Annotated in this window: 17 protein-coding genes; 10 read left to right on the forward strand and 7 right to left on the reverse strand. The window is 43.6% G+C overall.

Annotation, left to right across the window (positions count from 1 at the left end; translation table 11 throughout):
* Positions 1–4: 4 nt before the first annotated feature.
* A complete protein-coding gene (locus BJP34_RS49360; RefSeq protein ID WP_267876359.1) occupies positions 5–133 on the reverse strand; it encodes a hypothetical protein in 129 nt (42 codons plus the stop codon).
* A gap of 302 nt (positions 134–435) precedes the next feature.
* On the opposite strand from BJP34_RS49360, the gene BJP34_RS44385 reads away from it, so the two are divergent.
* The 4 genes from BJP34_RS44385 to BJP34_RS24565 all read left to right on the forward strand — a co-directional run bounded on the left by BJP34_RS44385 (position 436) and on the right by BJP34_RS24565 (position 7,467).
* Positions 436–1,887, forward strand: coding sequence for a hypothetical protein (locus BJP34_RS44385; protein WP_070394608.1), 1,452 nt, complete (start codon positions 436–438; stop codon positions 1,885–1,887).
* A gap of 325 nt (positions 1,888–2,212) precedes the next feature.
* Positions 2,213–3,361: a DUF1822 family protein gene (locus BJP34_RS24555; RefSeq protein ID WP_083305335.1), complete on the forward strand. Its 1,149-nt coding sequence runs from the start codon at positions 2,213–2,215 to the stop codon at positions 3,359–3,361.
* 377 nt (positions 3,362–3,738) lie between these two features.
* Positions 3,739–6,378 (forward strand): CHASE2 domain-containing protein, encoded by a 2,640-nt coding sequence (locus BJP34_RS24560; protein WP_070394610.1) that lies wholly within the window; start codon positions 3,739–3,741, stop codon positions 6,376–6,378.
* 327 nt (positions 6,379–6,705) lie between these two features.
* A complete protein-coding gene (locus BJP34_RS24565) occupies positions 6,706–7,467 on the forward strand; it encodes a hypothetical protein (RefSeq protein WP_070394611.1) in 762 nt (253 codons plus the stop codon).
* Here BJP34_RS24565 and BJP34_RS47790 read toward each other — a convergent pair.
* The 4 genes from BJP34_RS47790 to BJP34_RS24580 all read right to left on the reverse strand — a co-directional run bounded on the left by BJP34_RS47790 (position 7,433) and on the right by BJP34_RS24580 (position 9,098).
* Positions 7,433–7,729, reverse strand: coding sequence for a type II toxin-antitoxin system RelE family toxin (locus tag BJP34_RS47790; protein WP_229424013.1), 297 nt, complete (start codon positions 7,727–7,729; stop codon positions 7,433–7,435). The two genes, BJP34_RS24565 and BJP34_RS47790, sit on opposite strands and share 35 nt — an antisense overlap.
* A 58-nt stretch (positions 7,730–7,787) precedes the next feature.
* Positions 7,788–7,919, reverse strand: a complete 132-nt coding sequence (locus tag BJP34_RS49365; protein WP_267876360.1) for a hypothetical protein — start codon at positions 7,917–7,919, stop codon at positions 7,788–7,790.
* Positions 7,909–8,112: a hypothetical protein gene (locus BJP34_RS24575; RefSeq protein WP_070394612.1), complete on the reverse strand. Its 204-nt coding sequence runs from the start codon at positions 8,110–8,112 to the stop codon at positions 7,909–7,911. Before BJP34_RS24575 ends, BJP34_RS49365 begins: the two co-directional genes overlap by 11 nt.
* Positions 8,113–8,897: 785 nt before the next feature.
* The gene (locus BJP34_RS24580) at positions 8,898–9,098 is read right to left on the reverse strand and encodes a hypothetical protein (RefSeq protein WP_070394613.1); all 201 of its coding nucleotides are present in this window, start codon (positions 9,096–9,098) and stop codon (positions 8,898–8,900) included.
* A gap of 417 nt (positions 9,099–9,515) precedes the next feature.
* Between BJP34_RS24580 and BJP34_RS44390 the strand changes: the two genes are divergently transcribed.
* From BJP34_RS44390 to BJP34_RS49370, 4 genes are all read left to right on the forward strand, one after another.
* The gene (locus BJP34_RS44390; RefSeq protein ID WP_158517450.1) at positions 9,516–9,671 is read left to right on the forward strand and encodes a hypothetical protein; all 156 of its coding nucleotides are present in this window, start codon (positions 9,516–9,518) and stop codon (positions 9,669–9,671) included.
* A gap of 105 nt (positions 9,672–9,776) precedes the next feature.
* Entirely contained in the window at positions 9,777–10,742 is a 966-nt protein-coding gene (locus tag BJP34_RS24585; protein ID WP_070394614.1) for a trypsin-like serine peptidase, read from the forward strand.
* Positions 10,743–11,164: 422 nt separating this feature from the next.
* A complete protein-coding gene (locus tag BJP34_RS24590) occupies positions 11,165–11,566 on the forward strand; it encodes a hypothetical protein (RefSeq protein WP_070394615.1) in 402 nt (133 codons plus the stop codon).
* Positions 11,553–11,684, forward strand: a complete 132-nt coding sequence (locus tag BJP34_RS49370; protein WP_267876361.1) for a hypothetical protein — start codon at positions 11,553–11,555, stop codon at positions 11,682–11,684. Before BJP34_RS24590 ends, BJP34_RS49370 begins: the two co-directional genes overlap by 14 nt.
* A gap of 145 nt (positions 11,685–11,829) precedes the next feature.
* Here BJP34_RS49370 and BJP34_RS24595 read toward each other — a convergent pair whose 3' ends face one another.
* Positions 11,830–13,512, reverse strand: coding sequence for a dipeptide ABC transporter ATP-binding protein (locus BJP34_RS24595; protein ID WP_070394616.1), 1,683 nt, complete (start codon positions 13,510–13,512; stop codon positions 11,830–11,832).
* Between the two features lie 192 nt (positions 13,513–13,704).
* Between BJP34_RS24595 and BJP34_RS24600 the strand changes: the two genes are divergently transcribed.
* A complete protein-coding gene (locus BJP34_RS24600; RefSeq protein ID WP_070396863.1) occupies positions 13,705–15,234 on the forward strand; it encodes an efflux RND transporter periplasmic adaptor subunit in 1,530 nt (509 codons plus the stop codon).
* 140 nt (positions 15,235–15,374) lie between these two features.
* Here the strand turns inward: BJP34_RS24600 and BJP34_RS49375 are convergent, their stop codons facing one another.
* Positions 15,375–15,503, reverse strand: a complete 129-nt coding sequence (locus BJP34_RS49375; RefSeq protein ID WP_267876362.1) for a hypothetical protein — start codon at positions 15,501–15,503, stop codon at positions 15,375–15,377.
* Between the two features lie 44 nt (positions 15,504–15,547).
* On the opposite strand from BJP34_RS49375, the gene BJP34_RS24605 reads away from it, so the two are divergent.
* Positions 15,548–18,796, forward strand: a complete 3,249-nt coding sequence (locus BJP34_RS24605; RefSeq protein WP_070394617.1) for an efflux RND transporter permease subunit — start codon at positions 15,548–15,550, stop codon at positions 18,794–18,796.
* The last annotated feature ends 73 nt before the right edge of the window (positions 18,797–18,869 follow it).

Below are 18,869 nucleotides of genomic sequence, written 5' to 3' on the forward strand. Positions count from 1 at the left end.
TACCCTAAATCTGAGACATTCCTGAGCCTAGGCAATTATTGGCAGAATTAGGGAGCAGGGAGTAGGGAGTAGGGAGTAGGGAGTAGGGAATAGGCCCTTGAGTTATACACTTCAAGCCCAGTTTTTTCCACAAAATGCATAGGCTCAGATATTTATCAGATAGGTAAGAATGACAGTTTGTTCCCTTGTTGGCCAGTCCTGTTGACTGACGTTAGATCATGGCGTAGGTTGGGTTGAGGCAACGAAACCCGACAAAAGTATTAGCAGGGTTCGGTTTCACTTTTACCATAGTATTTCCAACTATATCAGAAACAAACGGCTGATTTCCAATAACACCAAAAAATCCAGGTATTTCTTTCTTAATTTTCCCTACTCCCTACTCCCTACTCCCTATTCCCTACTCCCTACTCCCTACTCCCTGCTCCCTACTCCCTCATGAAAACCAGCTTAGCCAAATACTGGACACTCAATTACATTAATCGTTTGGGTCAACATCAAACTAAACCCATAGAAAAGGCTAAGGAATTTATCAGTGCCCAAGCTCTTACCTTATCTACAGATGAAGACACCATAGACCAGGCACTGATTAGCAGACTGTGGCAACGTTATCACACCCAAGACGAGGACCTTGAGCTGGCTGAGGTTTGTCTACGTTGTTTAGTTTCTCACCAAATCAAGGAAGTTTGTTATCAGTTAGTAGAGCAATTTGGTCAGCAGCATAACTTTACCATCAATGACCTACTGCCATTAGTCCTTGACCGTTATCCTGAGGGCGAGCAAGGGCATAAATTAGGGGGAGATAATTCTATAACTAGCTATACGTTACAAACCTTTGATCCAGATAAAAGTAGCTTATTTTCCTGGACAAAAAGACTGGTTAAAACCCATAGGGAGGTGAAACGATTTTTACTATACTATGGAATTGAGCAGGTAACGGATTGGTTATTACTGAAACAAACTACTCCTGGTAAACTACACCGTATTCTATCGGAGTTTCATCAGCTAACTGCTCAGGAAATTAACCACTATAGTGAGTTATTAGAAAGTTATCAAACGGTTTATGTAAGTCAACTGCAAGCAGAGCGTCATCAAATTAACCAACAACGACAACAACAGGGCTTAGGTAAACTCACAACTCCCTACCCAATTCCTAGGAAAGAGCAATTAGAGCTGATCACAACCTTGGGTTCATCCATAGGGAAACTATCTCCAGAAGCAGTGCTTACTGATTTACAACGGTTAGCTCAGCTAATTCGAGACTATAAAAAGAATCGTGGCAGGAATGTTCCCACTCAAGCGTTAGGAAAATTTGAGCATCAATTAGCAGCTGATGATACCAGTAATAATCAGGAGGAAGACGAGGTATTAGCTGCCTATGACCAATTACTACAGGATTGTTTAACTACTGCTATTCAAGACGTTATACAAAACCGCGTTGCTTATCTAAGTCGTCAACAAAAGCCAAGACATCAGCAATTTTTAGAAGCCCTAGATTTATTTCACTGTCACCATGTTACTATGACTAAGATTGCTGCCCAAATCGGCTTCACTGCTCAATATCAAGTCAGTCGCTTGCTAGACCTTAAAGCATTTCGGGCTGATATTGCTAGACGCACTTCCATAAGATTACATCACCAACTCGTGGAGTTAGGCCAAGCCTACGCTTCTGCACAAGATGTCAAGGAATTAGACAAACGAATTAGTCAGTTTGTGGAAGAAGAAATTAACCGGATTATGACTGCAGCTATGAAAGAAACCTTTGTTAAAAACCAATACAAACTCTCTAGTAATTTTTCTCGCACCTTATGTGAATTATTAAAAAAGGGAGCAGGGAGCAGGGAGCAGGGAGTAGGGAATAGGGAACAGGGAATAGGGAACAGGGAATAGGGAGAAGAAAGTTAAATGGACGTTATAAGTATGATCAACCCGATCTGATTTATAGCAATAGGGAGCATGTCACCGTTGTAATTATGTACATTGATCCCCCCTACCCCCCCCCTTAAAAAAGGGTAGAATTAGATTCAAAACGCCCCTAAAAAAAGGGAGGAATTAGATTCAAAAGTCCCCCTTATTAAGGGGGATTTAGGGGGATCTCAATCATGGTCTACTCCCGACTCCCGACTCCCGACTCCCGATTCCCTACTCCCTACTCCCTACTCCCTACTCCCTACTCCCTACTCCCTATTCCCTGTTCCCTCAATATATTACAAAAATGCTAAATACATCTACAGAAATGATTTCCTTTCCAGCATTAACGGAAACCCTAACGCTGGAATTAGAACAACAACAACAAGCCCTGGATATAGCCAACCAGATGGCAGATAAACCAGGAACATTAGCTATCTATCTCCAAGAGTTAGCCTTACTAGTCTTTGAAGATTGGCTGGAAAAACGAGAGCCAAGTTTACGGCTAGAACGGGCAGCTAATGGGTTAGGAGAATCTGGATTATCTCAAGCTATTTCCCAAGCTATTAATGCTGTGTGTAATCTACAGGTTGGAGATTTAAAGATTTGCATTATTCCTACCTTTGGGTTTAGTGACCCATTCGTAAGTCTGCCTCAATCTATTGTTACTATTCCCCAATTAAATGCTCATTTTTATGTAGTCATGGCTATTGATGATGACTTAGGTATTGCTGGGATTAAAGGGGTAAATCGATACGACCAGTTAGTCAGAGATATTAGTAATCTAGTTGTTGGCTCTGATCATAATTACGAGCTCCCTTTATCTAGGTTTACTATGAGTGGAGACGACTTACTACTGGATTTACAATGTCTCTCTCCTGAGGAAATTCCTTTACCAGAAATACCACAGCCCGAGCCTAATTATGTTAGAGACGTAATCGAAATCCTGAATCAACGGGCGATTGATGTGGGACAATGGTTATATAATCAAATTGATGACCTAGCTCAAGAATTATCTTGGCAGTTATTACCAGCACCTTCCCCAGCATTGCGGTTTAGTCGTATCCCAGCCCAAGAATTAGCTGAGATTATAACTATTATTGATATCGAAATTCCTGCTGCCGCTGTCCGTAGTTATCGAGATTTTCAACTAGCTGGAATTCCACTGCGCCTTTATGCTGTAACTTGGCAATTACCCCAGTCTGAACCAGAAGGGGATTGGAGCATATTGCTAATCCTGGGAGCTAGCCCAGGTAATACTCCACCTTGGGGGATAAAATTGCGTATTACTGATTATACTATGGTCTTGGATCAACAGGAATTGAGCACTAATCACGACTATTTATTTACTCAGTTTGTGGGGGCTAATCATGAAAAGTTTCTAGCTACAATTACCACTGCTGACGAAACAGCACACACCTCGATGTTGTTTGAATTTAAAGGGAGTAGGGAGTAGCTAGTAGGGTGTGGGGTGTGGGGTGTGTGGGGTGTGTGGGGAGCGTAGTGGACCGACACATCTAAAATGGTGCAATAAGCGTAGGTTGGGTTGAAGAATGAAACCCAACACCAGTAAAGCTTTGTTGGGTTTCCCTACCGCTCAACCCAACCTACATTTTTAGGTGTGCCACGCCAGTAGGGTGCGTTAGGGGCGGGCTTGCCGTCATGTTCAACACCGAGCGCCAGTGTTGGGACAGCCCGCCCCGTAACGCACCACCCAAGGGCGAGCTCTGATTTTCAACCTCTGAGCGCCTGTTTGAAACAGCCCGTCCCGTAACGCACCACCGGCTCTGACCGCTGACCGCTGACTGCTGACCGCTGACTACTATAAGTAACATGAAAAGTAAAATTTTTCACCTTAAAGTCATCAAAATCAAGTCAGGGTGTAACTTTGAGTTATCTTGGGAAAATGGTAAGACTATTTCTGCCATAGTAGATTATCCTCAAGAGCTTGATCAAAGTTACCAAGACTGGAAACAGGCTTACATTAATTGTTACCGATATTTGCGAGTTATTAAAATAAAAAAAAGTGGTAGTATTCCATCCTCGAAGAAGGATCATGCTGGATTTTTGCGGGAAGCAGAAGCTAGGTTTTTATCACTATTTGATCGGTGGTTACGGGATGGAGAGTTATATGAGATTCGTGAGCAAATTGCTAATGCGGCTACAGATTCCTCTATTAATCGTCGGTATTGGGTTGATATTCTCCTCACCTGTAACTGTCATGAATTAACTCGCTTACCTTGGGAAGCTTGGGAAATTAGTACTACGACTAGGACTAATCTATCTGGATTCGGAACTATCCGGATTGCTCGGGTTTCTAATACTATCCATGCTGGTATTAGTCATGATAAAATTATTCCTGGTATCCGTCGCCGAGCCAGAGTGTTGGCTATCTTAGGTGATGAAAAAGGATTAGACTTTAAAGAAGACCGCAAGGCGTTAGCTCACCTGTCTAAGCTGGCTGACATAAAATTTCTTGGTTGGCAACCAGGAAAAGACTCTAGTAGTCTTAAGCAGGAAATTGTTAAAGAAATTGCTAATCCTAGGGGTTGGGATATTTTATTCTTTGCCGGACATAGTAATGAAACTGCCTTTACTGGTGGGGAATTACATATTGCTCCTGATGCTTCTTTAGGGCTTAAGGAGATTCAACAATCCCTCCAACAAGGGATAGCTAATGGCCTGAAGTTTGCTATTTTTAATTCTTGTGATGGTATCTCGATTGCGGAATTCCTAATTGCTTTAGGGTTACCTCAAGTGGCGGTGATGGCAGAACCTATTCACAATCAGGTCGCTCAAGTTTTTATTGTCCAGTTTCTTAACAGTTTGGCTGAGTATAAGGATGTTCATGAAGCCCTAAGGGATGCTTGTGCTTATCTCAAAGACCAACAAAATCTGACCTATCCGTCTGCTTACTTAATCCCTACCTTATTTCGCCATCCCCAATCAGTACTGTTTCGCTTGGAACCATTTGGTTTAGGGCACAGTCTCAGAAATTGGTTGCCTACTAAGAAAGAAGCCCTTTGGTTATCAGCATGGTTAACCGTTAGTTTAATCCCGGATTGTCAGGATTTACTGTTAGAATCTCGTCTATTGTTACAAGCTGGTTACCGTCAGGTTACTCAGCAGGTGCAGTGGCAAGCTAATCCTTCTCCAGTTAAGTCTCCAGTTCGGTTAGTTCAAATTGATAACAAGTCTCTTAAACAGGACAACGTTAAATTGGTTGATGGCAGGTATATGGATTATGGTTACTTAGCAAGTATATTAGATAAGTTAGTTACCAGTAATGCTCGGATAATTGGGTTTGATTATATCTTAGATCAAGACAAACAACAGCCCGATAATAGTAAGCGGTTACGGCAATCAGTCACTGAAGCGATTAACAATAATACCTGGTTAGTTTGGGCAGCAATTGAAGCTGATCATCCTGCTGATTATTATGGGGTGAGTGATCAAATTGCTAACCTCAATCAAACCATGGAGGGAGATATTACAACCTATGATTGGTATGTGGAGTTACCTAGCAATAAGTGTGATAAAACTTGTCCGTTTAGCTATTTACTAGTCCTTTCCTATTGTTTAGGTAATCAAGATTCCAGCACTACTCAATTAGCGATGGGATTACCTGAGCGTCAAGACAGTAATCAGGATTTTAGGACTTCAGTAATTGATTGGGTTAATGATACCGATACACAAGCTGATACACAAACTAATACACAACTGGCTTGGTTGGGGAGGGTCAAACGTCCTGCGATCGCATATTTCTTACAATGGTTTCAACCGATTATTGACTATTCCCTACCTCCAGAGCAAGTTTATCAAAGAATTTCTGCTTGTGAGTTATTAGGCTCCTGTTCGAGCCCCCTAAATCCCCCTCTGTCAAAAAGCAAAGCATCCGCTAATTCCCCCCAAAATTGGGGGGTTAGGGGGGCAAAACTAACTAAGCGTCCTATAACCTTTAATCAAACCATTGTAATTGTTGCTTCAGGAGGATATAAAGAAGCAGGAATTGATCAAGAAGGGCAAGATAATAATCTGCTTCCCCTTCCGGTCGCCTTCTGGCGTCGTTCAGAGGGTTGGCAAGACTGGTTCGATGGCAAACCATCATTTACTGGTGGTGAAGCCCATAGTTACATCGCCCACCATCTTTTTTCCCAGCATCTGGTGATACCAATTCCTAATACCTTGATGATTTTGCTAACCGCTGTTTTAGGTAAGGGATTTAGGTTAATTAAACAGGATTATCCGAAACGAGGGAGCAGGGAGCAGGGAGCAGGGAGCATCAAGAAGGAAAGAGAACTTATCACAATTGATTTAGGAAGCTTTTTGATCAATATAGATAACGCTTGGTTAATCTATTGGTTAGTTTATTGCTTGGTTTCACTACAAGTTTATATCTCCTTGAAGGTGCTGCTACCTACTTTTATGCCTTTAGTAGTGTTTATTACTTATACTGCTACGGGCAGGAAATAGGGAATCGGGAATCGGGAATCGGGAATCGAGAATCGAGAATCGAGAATCGGGAACATTATAGCAATTATTATACTCATGATTACAAAGCTTATTCTGTTAAGGCAAAAGGCAATAGAAAAGAATGGTTTACTGGAATCAAGTTCCCCCCCTGATTAAGGGAATGTTTGAATCGAATCAGCTCCCCCCTGATTAAGGGAATGTTTGAATCGAATCAAGTTCCCCCCTTATTAAGGGGGGTTAGGGGGGATCCCTAGTCAAATATAGCAATTATCATAACTGCGATAAACGCTTTATTTAATCATTAACTTATCAGTCAGGAAGCATATTATGGCTAAAATAATTCAGAACAAATCCACACTATTACTAACAATGGTCGTGCTAGTCTGTTCTTCTGCACTGCCTATTAATGCAATAGTAAAAAGACCTCAGTCTGATCAGCAGTTATCCCAGTCTCAAGGCCAGCTAATTACGTTAAAATGGGGTGATATCTGGGAGAGATTGCGACGTAAAAAAGGTAAAGGGGGCTCAAGAGGGAGGTCAAGATCTGAGCATCCTATTGAGCAAACTCTCTGTATGCTCACTCCTGGTCAGCTATCAGATCGTGACGGAAATTCTAATCATAAAGGAAGCTTAGAAATTTGGAGTGAGCAACCCCTATTCCTATGGCAAGGAGAAATGAAAGGTATTGAGGTGCGTGAAATGCGTAGTAATCAACAATTGTGGGAGCAACCTTTAGAGCCTACTACTACTAGTATCGTTTATCAAGGGAAGCCCTTACAAGCAGGTAAAGCTTACTTTTGGCGGAATACAATTTCTTTAGACGAACTTCCTACTAAGATAAGTTTTCGTCTAATGAATGACGAAAATCGTAATCAAATTACGGCTGACTTAACTGAATTAGAACGTAAGCTGAAAGCTAAAGATGCGAGTGCTGATCAGATTGCTTTGGAACGAATTAACTATTTCATCAACAAACAACTGTGGTCAGATGCATTACGGGAAATTTATCGGATGCCTAATCCTCCAGCTGAGGTAACTGATCTTCTTGATAAGATTAACAATAAGGCTCATGATTTTTGTCGGGAATAGGGAATAGGGAATAGGGAGAATCGTAGGGTGGGCATTGCTGATGAAGATCATTATTGAACGCCGAGCAATTACATGGGCAATGCCCACCAATCGACTTACCCACACGCAAACGAAATTCAGGACGACCTTTTAAGGATTTAATATCCAGCGTCGAAGGATTAGAAATTAAGGTATCTAAGGCATTAATAATCCGAATTTTATCATCGGTTTGCATTCGCATTAAATAGCGTTCAGCTTGTTTTAAGATAATATAGTCAATCAAAATTTTATCCTAATAACTTACGCTTTAACTCTTTAGATGAAATTCCTTTATCGTTACCTTATAGATAATTTCCCCAAGCTTCTTGACTTTGAACAATTTCTGTGATTGGAATGGTTTCTTCTTCTCCTTCTACTTCTATCCCTTGATTAACTAAGAATTTAATCGCACTCTTTCGGAATTTAATGCTCATTTTTAATCCAATCTGTTATATCAGTCACTTCTTCGGTCTCATAGTCTTCAGGTAACCCAAAGGTGGCGTCAAGCTCTTGTTGTTCTTGATCACTAACGTAAGGCATTAACATATGACATAGTAAGAGTCTTTCTTCTCTCAAAACTTCTCGGATGCTTTCTTTAATCAGTGTTTTTAAGTCTTGAGTTTCCATCGCTTGTGAATTAAACGTTATTTTTTAAAAAAATAGCATTTTTTATACTAGGGAGTACGGGAGATAGTTTGACAATTTGTTTTCTAAGTTAATAATACCCAATTTACAGCGTTTTTCATAACTATAAGGTATACATAATTTTTTACCGATTCCCGATTATCGATTTCATTTTTAGATAAGTATAAACAGTAATAATCGTAGGGTGGGCATTGCTGATCAAAATCATGATTGAACGCCGAGCAATTACATGGGCAATGCCCACCAATCCACAATAATCCTAGGGTGGGCATTGGTTCAGAAACCGGTCATGGGTACCCTGGTTGGTGGGCATTGCTCAGATCAATTTGGGCAGGATTTGGGTAAGTAAACCGGCAATGCCCACCCTACAGAATGCTGGGAATAAAACAGCGCTACCAAAATAAAAAAATAGCCGTAGAAATACTATCCACGGCTATTTAAATGATCTATGTCAATGAGTTTACAAACCCAACCTGATGTAATCCGATGTAATTGGCCAAAGGCCAAGCTACAGTAACAGACCCGAGCCTTTGCCAGGGGGGGAAACCCCCCCATAAATTTAGCGATGCAGCGCGGTCTTGGGGAGGCAGCGCGGTCTTGGGGGTTCCCCCGGAGACGAAACCTTAGATAGTGGAGCCTTTATAGTTAGCAGGTTATGCAGAAAAGGGTTCAATATTTGTTAATAAGGCTCCACTATCTTACGGTAACTTCTAACCATGAGCGACTGCCGTGGTTTCCCCCATGAGCGACTGCATCAAGACAAAGTGTTATGGCAACAGCCAATACTTCATCATTTTAGTAATTACTTCTCCTGGAACCTCAGTCGGCTCAAGAGGAGTCCATTCCGCAATCTCTGCATAGCCCAATTTATAAAGCATCTGAATACTATAGATTACTGCTTCACGAGAGCCTTTCAGAGTGTGCTCAACAGGTTGTTTCTTGAAGTTTGGCTTAAAGTATTTTGACATAGATAAACACTTGAACTCGTTCGGTTTATATTGATTATAGTAATGATTATAATTTTATTTGTCAAGGGTTTTCAAAAGGTTTTTTTTGGGAAATTTTTAGAGGAAATAAAAAAAGCGATCGCGTAGCGTGACCAAAGGTCAATCGCTCTTATAATCCTAGGGTGGGCATTGCTGATGAAGATCATTATGAACGGCGAGCAATTACATGGGAAATGCCCACCAATCCACAATAATCCTAGTCAATCGCGTAGCGTTTATTTAAGACAATCGCTTTTTTTTAAAGTCGAATCGTAGGGTGGGCATTGCTGATAAAGATCATTATTGAAAGGCGAGCAATTACATGGGAAATGCCCACCAATCCACAATAATCCTAGGGTGGGCATTGGTTGAGAAACCGGCCATGGGTACCGCAGGTTGGTGGGCATTGCTGAGATCAATTTGGGCAGGATTTGGGTAAGTAAACCGGCAATGCCCACCCTACAGAATGCGTACGCTCCCGATTTCCGATTCCCGATTCCCGATTCCCGATTCCCGATTCCCGATTCCCGATTCCCGATTCCATGGTTGCCATAAGTACCCGCAAGGGTACTGTCAACCCTAGTGCGGCCTTGCGATTATGTACATGGAAAGAACATTCAAGTGAGTTCTTGTTAGTAGTTAACTGTAAGGAGAATGGTTATGTCAGAAACTGAAAGAGTTTCCAATCAAACCAAGCAAGCAAACAATCAAACCAACAAAGCAAAGGAAATAGAACTCGACGATCAGCAGCTCCATGAAATCACTTCCAGCGAAACTCAATCCCAGTCAATAGATTACGAAGACGAATTTGAGGGAATCATGGGTCGCGGTGAAATCGAAGCAGTACCCGGATTCAATAAATCCCGAGCTCTTAATGAGGGTTTGGATTTCGAGAAAACAATTGACGTCACAGAGGATTTGAAAAATCTTCCAGATGCTGGTGCTGAAGAATTCCCAAGGCCGGAGTCAGTAATTGGTAGTGACGACCGCATTCGCATTTCCCCAGCTAGTACTATTCCCTGGCGATGGATTTGCCAGTTAATCGTTACCAAAGCTAATGGGAAGCGGTACAAGTGTTCTGGCTGGTTGATTGGACCACGGACAGTAATCACTTCTGGACACTGCGTCTATAGCCATACTACTGGTGGTTGGGCCAAGAAAATTGAGGTCTTTCCTGGTATGGATGAAAAGGAAGCTCCCTTCGGCTCCCAAGTTAGCACCTCCTTCCGCAGTGTAAAAGGCTGGACACAACAACTTGATGATGACTTCGATTACGGAGCAATTATTCTACCGGATGACACCCTAGGTAACCGAGTCGGCTGGTTCGGATTTATGAATCTATCCGACGAGTTACTGACAAATCTACAGGTAAATAACTCTGGCTACGCTGGTGACAAACCATTTGGCACACAATGGTTCAATGCTGGCCGAATTACCAGAATCACTAGTGACAAGCTCTTCTATATGCTCGATACCTATGGCGGTCAAAGCGGTAGCCCAATCTGGCGCTTGCAAGATGGTGAACACCATGTAGTGGGAATTCACGCCCATGCTCAGTTTGAGAACAGTGCTGTCCGCATCACTAAGTCTGTGTTTGATAACATCTCCGCTTGGAAAGATCTCTAATATAGCGCTACGGGCAAGTCAGAAGTCAGAAGTCAGAAGTCAGAAGTCACAAATCAAAAGTCAGAAGTCAGAAGTCAGAAGTCAGAAGTCAGAAGTCAAAAGTCAGAAGTCAGAAGTCAGCTAGACTCACGTTTAGGAGTTTAGGAGCGATGCAGCAAGGGAACAGGGGAGCCAGTGCGGCCAAAGGGGGTTCCCCCCATGAGCAACTGGCGTGGTTTCCCCCACTCGCGGCATGGCTGACAATGTCAAACATCTGAATGCGTAGTGCTATATCAGCTTTTAGTTATCAGCTATCAGCTATCAGTCAACAGCTGACCGCTGACCGATGCGCCCGCAGGCTGGAAGCCTGTTCCACAAAGCTGACCGCTGACCGCTGATACCTGAATGCTTACAGCTCAACTAACAAAGGACAAAACCGTCAGATGACTACTAAACTACAAATTCCTTTTAAATCTTTTGCTTTCAGCAGTCTTATCGGATTAAGCCTGCTGTTTTCTGCTTGTAGCGCTCCCCAACCAGACGTTTCACCGGAAAACAATCAGGGTAATAATCCAGATAATAATCCAATAGTTACCTCAACTGATGAACAAATGATTATCGAAGGTAAAATTGTCGCAGTTATGGAAAGTTTCCCTCTACAGTTGAAGGTAGAAACTCAGTCTGGTTCCTATAGTGTACAACTTCTTTCCGATACCAAAATCACTCGTCAAGGAGAAACTGTTGACCCAGGAAAATTAAGTCCTGACCAGAAGGTTCGGATTAAAGGTCAGAGTTCTGCTTCCAGTAAGTCTGCTATGACTGCTCAAACTATTGAAATCCGGTAAGCCGTCAGCCATCAGCCATCAGCGGTCAGCTTTGTGGAACAGGCTTCCAGCCTGTGAAGCATCGGTCAGCCATCAGCCGTCAGCTATCAGCCGTCAGCTATCAGCCGTCAGCCGTTAAGTCACAGGCTATAAGCCTGTGCCACAAAGCACCTCAAGTAGCGTGCGCATAAGCTGAATGCTGAATGCTGAATGCTGAATGCTGAATGCTGAATGCTGATAACTAAAAGCTGATAGCTGATAGCTGACAGCTGAATGCTCAGAAATTACCTTTGCTTGTCTAACAACGGAGCTGCCTCTAGCAAGGTTCTAGTGTAAGGATGCTCAGGATTAGTAAACAGGTCATGAGTTGGTTTCTTTTCAACAATCTGACCTTTATTCATCACGGCGATTTGATCACAGAAAAACCGTGCTACCCAGAGGTCATGAGTAATAAACAAATAGGTAAGATTAAAGGCTTCTTTCAACTCCAACATTAATTCTAATACTTGAGTTTGGACACTAGCATCCAGCATACTCACTGGTTCATCACAGATCACCAAACTAGGATGAGTAATCAATGCCCGAGCAATCGCAACCCGTTGTTGTTGTCCTCCAGAAAGGTCAGCGGGATAGCGATGATAGTAATCTTCTACAGGCGTTAATCCTACCCGTTCTAGCATTTCATTGACCTGGTTTTTAGCTGCTGTTGAATTAGCCGCTAATTTATGAATAAATAAGGGGTCGGCAATACTTTCTCCCACAGTCATTAAAGGATTAAGACAAGCATGGGGGTCTTGAAATACCATTTGGATTTGACGACGAATCTCTTGTAGGGAATGTCGATTGAGTGTAGCTAAATTTGTGCCTTGAAACTCAACGGTTCCAGCGGTAGGACGAACTAATTGTAAGATAGTGCGAGATAAAGTACTTTTGCCACAACCGGATTCTCCTACTAGTCCCAAAATTTCCCCAGGATATAAATCAAAGCTGACGTTATCCACAGCTTTGATAACGTTTTGTTCTTGAGATACCAGTTGCTGAATAAAATTGCTTTCTAAGGTATAATATTGCTTGAGATTAGTAACCCTTAGTAACGGGCTAGGAATCTTAGAGCTGGAATTCCCCTCAGGGTCATTAGTGTCAGAGTCATTAGTGTCAGTGTGGTCTTTAACTGCCTGCAGATGTAGAGCTGCTTCTAAAAGCGATCGCGTATAGTCATGGTTAGGTTGCCACAGAATCTGTGCCACTGGCCCAGTTTCCACCATTTTGCCACCATACATGACCGCAATGCGATCGCAATATTCGCCGATCATGGCCAAATCGTGAGAAATCAGTAACAGTGCCATGTCCCGTTCTCGACATAACCTAGTTAATTCGTCTAATATCTGTGCCTCTACCGTAACATCCAAGCTGGTGGTGGGTTCATCTGCTACAATTAGCTTGGGATTGAGCAACAAGGCTAATGCGATCGCAACCCGTTGTCGCATCCCGCCACTAAATTCATGGGGATATTGAGAGAAGCGATTAGCGGCAATTTTCACCGCATCTAGAGTTTCTAATACTTTGGCTTTACTCTCACGTCGTGATAGCTGGGGTTGGTGAGCTCTGAGGGTTTCTAGGCAGTGTTCCCCTATACTCATCAAAGGGTCAAGGCGAGTCATCGGGTCTTGAAACACTAGCGCTACTGCTTCTCCCCGAAACTGGCGCAGCTGTGCAGGGGTTAAGTCAAAGATAGACTTTCCAGCAAACCTTACCTGTCCTGTCACTCGCGACCGTTGCGGTAACAACTGCATGATAGCTCGTCCCAGAGTAGACTTACCGCAGCCTGACTCACCGACTAATCCCAGTCGCTCCCCTGAATCTAGCAAGAAGGAAACATCATCTACTGCCCAAGCCGGTTTTGCAAGGGATTGGGTACTAGGATAGGCCACCTGCAAGTTTTCGACACAAAGTAGCGGTTCACTCATCGATTTAATTTTCCTCCCCTAAGAATATAAAAACTTTGATGCCATAACCATTAAATTTTGATTAAAATTTGTAAAGCTAGAGTAATTCCTATCTAAGTCAACTGCTCTGATCGAGTTAATCAGGCCAGCAGTAGGATTGAGCAAAGTTATCCTATAAACATCTTTTTGACATCTTTTTGTCAGGGCATCACCATGGAACCTGTAAATACCCAAGTGTCTAATCACTATCAACCAGAGTCACATTCCCAAAGCCAAGAAGAAACCAAAGGCAAATCCTCTGCATGGCTACTGACAGTCCTCTTTTTGGTAGGAGGTCTAGCTTTGTTGCAAATCTCGACAGTACCAGAAACCCCTGTAGCCCAGACGCAAACCAAACAGACACCGCCGCGACCGGTAGAAACTATTCCCCTGACCTTAGGTAAAGGAGTTAAACGGATCCAGTTACTGGGTGAAGTAGAGGCAAGTGAAAAAATCACGATTAAATCTCAGATCGATGGTGTGATACAACAAGTCAAAGTCCGAGAAGGCGATCGCGTTACACCAGGAATGACCATTGCTATTCTTGATGGTGCTGACCAACAGTTAGCCCTCGCCCAAGCTAAGGCAAGGCTTGCTCAGGAAAAAAGTAATCTGGCTCGATTACAAGTGGGAACCCGTCCAGAAATTCTTGCCCAACGGCAAGCAGAACTGGATACTGCTCAAGCTCGGGAACAAGAAGCAAAGGACAACCTTGATGGTATGATAGCCGTCCAACCCAATTTAATTGCCCAACGGCAAGCAGAACTAGATGCGGCTCAAGCTCGGGAACAAGAAGCAAAGGATAACCTAAAACGCATTGAAGCCCTAACTCTGGAAGGAGCTCTGTCTGAACGAGCAAAAGTGGAAGCCGAAAAAGCAGCTGATGCAGCCACCAGTGATCGCTTACGGGCTGAAGCTGCCCTAAGTGCAGAACAAACTAAAACCCAGCAAGAGATTGCTGAAGCCAGAAGTACCCTTGATGCCACCACCAGTGAGCGGTTGCGCATTGCAGCTTTGTTAGCTGAAGCCCAAGTCGGACCAACCCAGGAAGAAATTGATGCCCAGAAAGGGGTAGTAGCAGCAGCTCAGGCAGCGGTTGACCAAGCTGAACTAGCATCAGAACGAGCCACGATTAAAGCCCCTACAACCGGGGTTGTGCAATCCCGCCAGGTTGGCACTGGCAACTATGTTGAAGGTGGCGATGCCATCATTACCTTGGTCAATAATGATCAATTCGATATCTTTCTAGAAGTACCAGAAAAGTTTACTAATCAGGTCAAACCAGGGATGTATGTGGAATTAACTGCACCGCGAAGTTTACCTAACTGGCAGCAACGAGCAGAGATTACCAGCGTTATGCCTACAGCCAATGCCAACTCACGGCGACAACTAGTAAGGGTAAATCTCAACAATCCCCCAAAAGACTTATTAGCTGGAATGGGAATTCAAGCTACCTTAGATTTACCCATTGATGTAGATCCCAGTTTTGTTATCCCCCGTGATGCCATCATTAAACGAAAAAACCAATCCCTAATCTATACCATTTCCCAAGACAAAGCACAAGAGTTTACCGTAGAAATCTTAGTGGATATGGGGGAAAAAGTTTTGATCACTAATCAACAATTACAAGCCAATCAACCCCTAGTTGTGTCAGGGGGTGAAGGTTTAAAAGATGGTTCACCAGTTAACATTACTAATCCTTAATTCCTAATTATCGGACCTCTTGCAAACCTCAAAAAATTGTAGCACAGTGCGGAATTCAAAATTCAAAATTCAAAATTCAAAAATATTACATATTTACTGATTAAAGGTTTAATATATAAGAGTTTTGCTATTTTTGAAAACTATATTGATTTCCGCCGTGCTGTATTAGTCTCTAGAATCCTTACCGATTCGCGCATTCCCAATTCTAAATTCCCGATTCCCGATTCCCGATTCCCGATTCCCGATTCCCGCATTCTAAATTCGCGCATTCTAAATTCTTTAGTTCCTAAGTTGCCAACTTCGGTGAAATTTGATGAAACTTATCGAAACAGCTGTCCGCTGGCGACACGGAACATTTGTTCTGTTCTGCCTCCTAGCCCTATGTGGCATCTTAGCCCTATTCCAGCTTCCCCTAGAACTTCGACCAGGAGGTGATACCCCAGAAATTACCATTAGCACCTCCTACGCTGGAGCAGGACCGACGGAAGTAGAAGACCTGATTACTAGACCGATCGAAGAAGCCCTCGAAGAAGTCACAGGGGTTAAAGAAATTACCAGTAGCTCTCGCCCTGGACGCAGTCGCATTTCTCTCGAATTCAATTGGGGAACAGATATTGATGCTCGCTTAGTAGATGTCTTGAGCAAATTACAGCGAGTGTCGTCTCTACCCCCAGAAGCAGGAGACCCCTCTGCTGAAGTGGTCAGTGGTGTTAGCCGTCCCATGATGTGGATTGTCCTAATGCCCAAAGAAGGCTATGATTCTGACCCAGACCATTACCGTGACTTGATTCAAGATGCCATCGTACCCAAGTTACGGCAAGTGGAAGGAGTGGGTCAGATTCTGACTCCCGGGGGACGGGAACGGGAAGTGGAGGTGATTGTAGATCCGAAAGCCTTAGCTGACCGCAATCTAACCCTGTCTAATGTGGTGAATGCTTTGCGCACTAATAACCGCAATATTCGGGGTGGACCGATGATAGTGGGCAGACGGGAATACCGAGTCCGCACCGTCAGTCGCTCTGAGGATGTGAAGGAGTTGGAAGGGTTTGTGTTGCGCCGAGACCAATCAGGAACTGTCTATTTGGGAGATGTAGCTGATGTCCAAATTGGTCGCAAGCTAGAAAGTACGGTTCTTGTAGCAAATGACCAACCAACGGCTGGCATTGGTATCGAAAGACGAATTGGTAGCAATGTCCCAGAGATATCTAAGGGAGTCAGAGCGGTACTCAAGGAAATGGAAGCCCAACTCGAACAGCAAGGGGAAGGTGTCCAGTTCTTAATTAACTACGACGAGAATGGCTATATTAACCAATCTATTGCCTTAGTGCAGCAAAATTTGATCATGGGTGCGATTCTAGCATCCCTAGTGTTGCTGCTGTTTCTCGGGTCATTGCGCACCGTAGCAGTAATTGCCCTCACTATTCCGACTACTCTTATTACCGTCTTTATTGTCCTAGCCTGGCTGGGTCGCTCTCTGAATGTGATCAGTCTGGCAGGATTAGCGTTTGCGGTCGGAATGGTGGTGGATAATGCCATTGTGGTGCTAGAAAATATCTTTACCCACATGCAACGGGGAAAAAATCCGATCCGAGCTGCTATTGACGGTACTCAAGAAGTGTGGTCAGCCATGCTTGCCTCTACTCTGACTACCGTAGCAGTATTTGCTCCCATTGTTTTAGTGACAGGGGAGGCAGGACAGCTCTTCTCTGATATTGGTATTGCTCTATCGACATCGGTATTGTTTTCCTTGTTTGCAGCTCTGACCCTAGTGCCGATGCTATCGGGACTGTTTCTTAATCAAGGGGAGGCGCAACAGATTTTGCAGGGGATGGGGGATGTCGGCACCCCACCAGGTTTAGACCCAGAAAGCTTACGCCCAAAAGCCTTACGCCCACAGCAGCGGAGTATGGCAGCCAAAATCCAACTAGCTGTAGCCAAGACTTCAGCAGTGTTTCGAGTATGGCAAGGCAAGCTAGAGGGATTTTTATTAAAAACCGTGCGTTGGTCTGTTGGTGGCAAACGGATCGGAAGGCGTTTGGCTGTGTTGTTGATTCCTGTAGTATTGCTCTTTGTCAGTATTCGGTTACTCCCCCCAATGGATTACCTACCAGAAGGGAACCGTAATTTAATTATGTGGTTCACCGAACCTTTTCCAGGCACCAGTATTCCAGAATTCCTACGGCTATCCCAACCAGCCAGAAAGTTCTTGGCACAGCAGCCGGAAATTGACCGAACCTTGGTATTAGCAGGCTCCAGATGGAAAGCAATTTTAGTCCTTCTCAAGCCAGAGTTAGCTACCGCTAGGAATCTCGATGCAATGGTGAATCGGATGAGAAAGGTAAAGTCTAATTTTCCTGGTTATCGCTTTGTGGTTGCCAGGCGCATTCCCATTTTTCGTAATCCAGGCAAGTCCTATACTGTCCGTCTGGTAGGACAAGACCTGGATCAATTAAACCAGTGGGGTCAGGATATTACTAAGCAATTGCGCCAACTGGAAGGTGTGCGCAATGCTAGTTCGAGTTTTGTTACTGGTGCGCCAGAATTACAAATAATTCCCAATCGGGTGCGATTGGCAGAAGTGGGCTTGTCAGAAGCTGACTTAGGGAGAATGGTTGAAGCTGCTCTCGGTGGGATTAGAGCCTCAGAATTCGTGGATGGTAAACGGGAACTGGATGTGACCGTTGAATTACAACATACCGTTGTCAAAACCCCAGAGCAGTTGCGTCAGTTAGTGATCTATACTCCCAATGGTGGGAAAGTACAACTAGCTGATGTGGCTGAAGTAGTAGATACCACCGGACCCGATACCATTGAGCGAGTGGATTTACAGCGTTCTATTACCCTAGCCGTTAATGTCGAGCGCTCAGCTCCCTTAGGAAAACTAGTTCAACAGACAGAGCAGCAAATTCTCAAACCCTTCCGGCAAACCCTACCTGCTGGCTATCGTGTCGAGTTAGCTGGTTCGGCAGATTTGCTATCAGAAACCTTAGTTCAGTTGGGGTCAATCTTTATTCTGTCTTTAGTGATTACCTATCTGCTGCTAGTAGCACTCTACCGTTCTTTTCTCTATCCCATCGTAATTATGGCAACCGTACCAATAGGATTAACCGGAGCCTTGTTGAGTTTGGTGATAGTAAACAGAATTCCTGGTGTTGTGGTACCGCTGGATATGATTACTGGGTTGGGATTTGTGATTCTGACTGGAGTTGTGGTGAATAATGCCATCCTTTTAGTAGACCGAGCTTTGCAATTACAGCGAGAAGGAATAGATTACGATACATCCTTGTATAGAGCAGTATGCGATCGCTTACGACCGATATTCATGTCTGCTGGAACTACAGTATTAGGAATGTTACCGTTAGCAGCAATACCAGGAAAAGGAGCTGAATTATATCAAGGGTTAGGGATTACTTTAACTGGAGGATTGGCCTTGTCTACATTACTGACACCTACAGTAGTTCCAGCATTGATGGGATTATTAGTAGACTTTAGGGGTCAGAAGCTCAAAGCCTCTGAGGTGAATAATAAAGAAGAATCCCGTCAAATGGTTAGAGTGGATTAATCTGACCTTGCTGATTCGGCGTTGCTGAATCATGAAATGGTTTCACCTGAAAGGGGGATTTTATGATATTTTA

This window comes from Moorena producens PAL-8-15-08-1 (genome assembly GCF_001767235.1).
Classification (GTDB): Bacteria; Cyanobacteriota; Cyanobacteriia; order Cyanobacteriales; family Coleofasciculaceae; genus Moorena; species Moorena producens_A.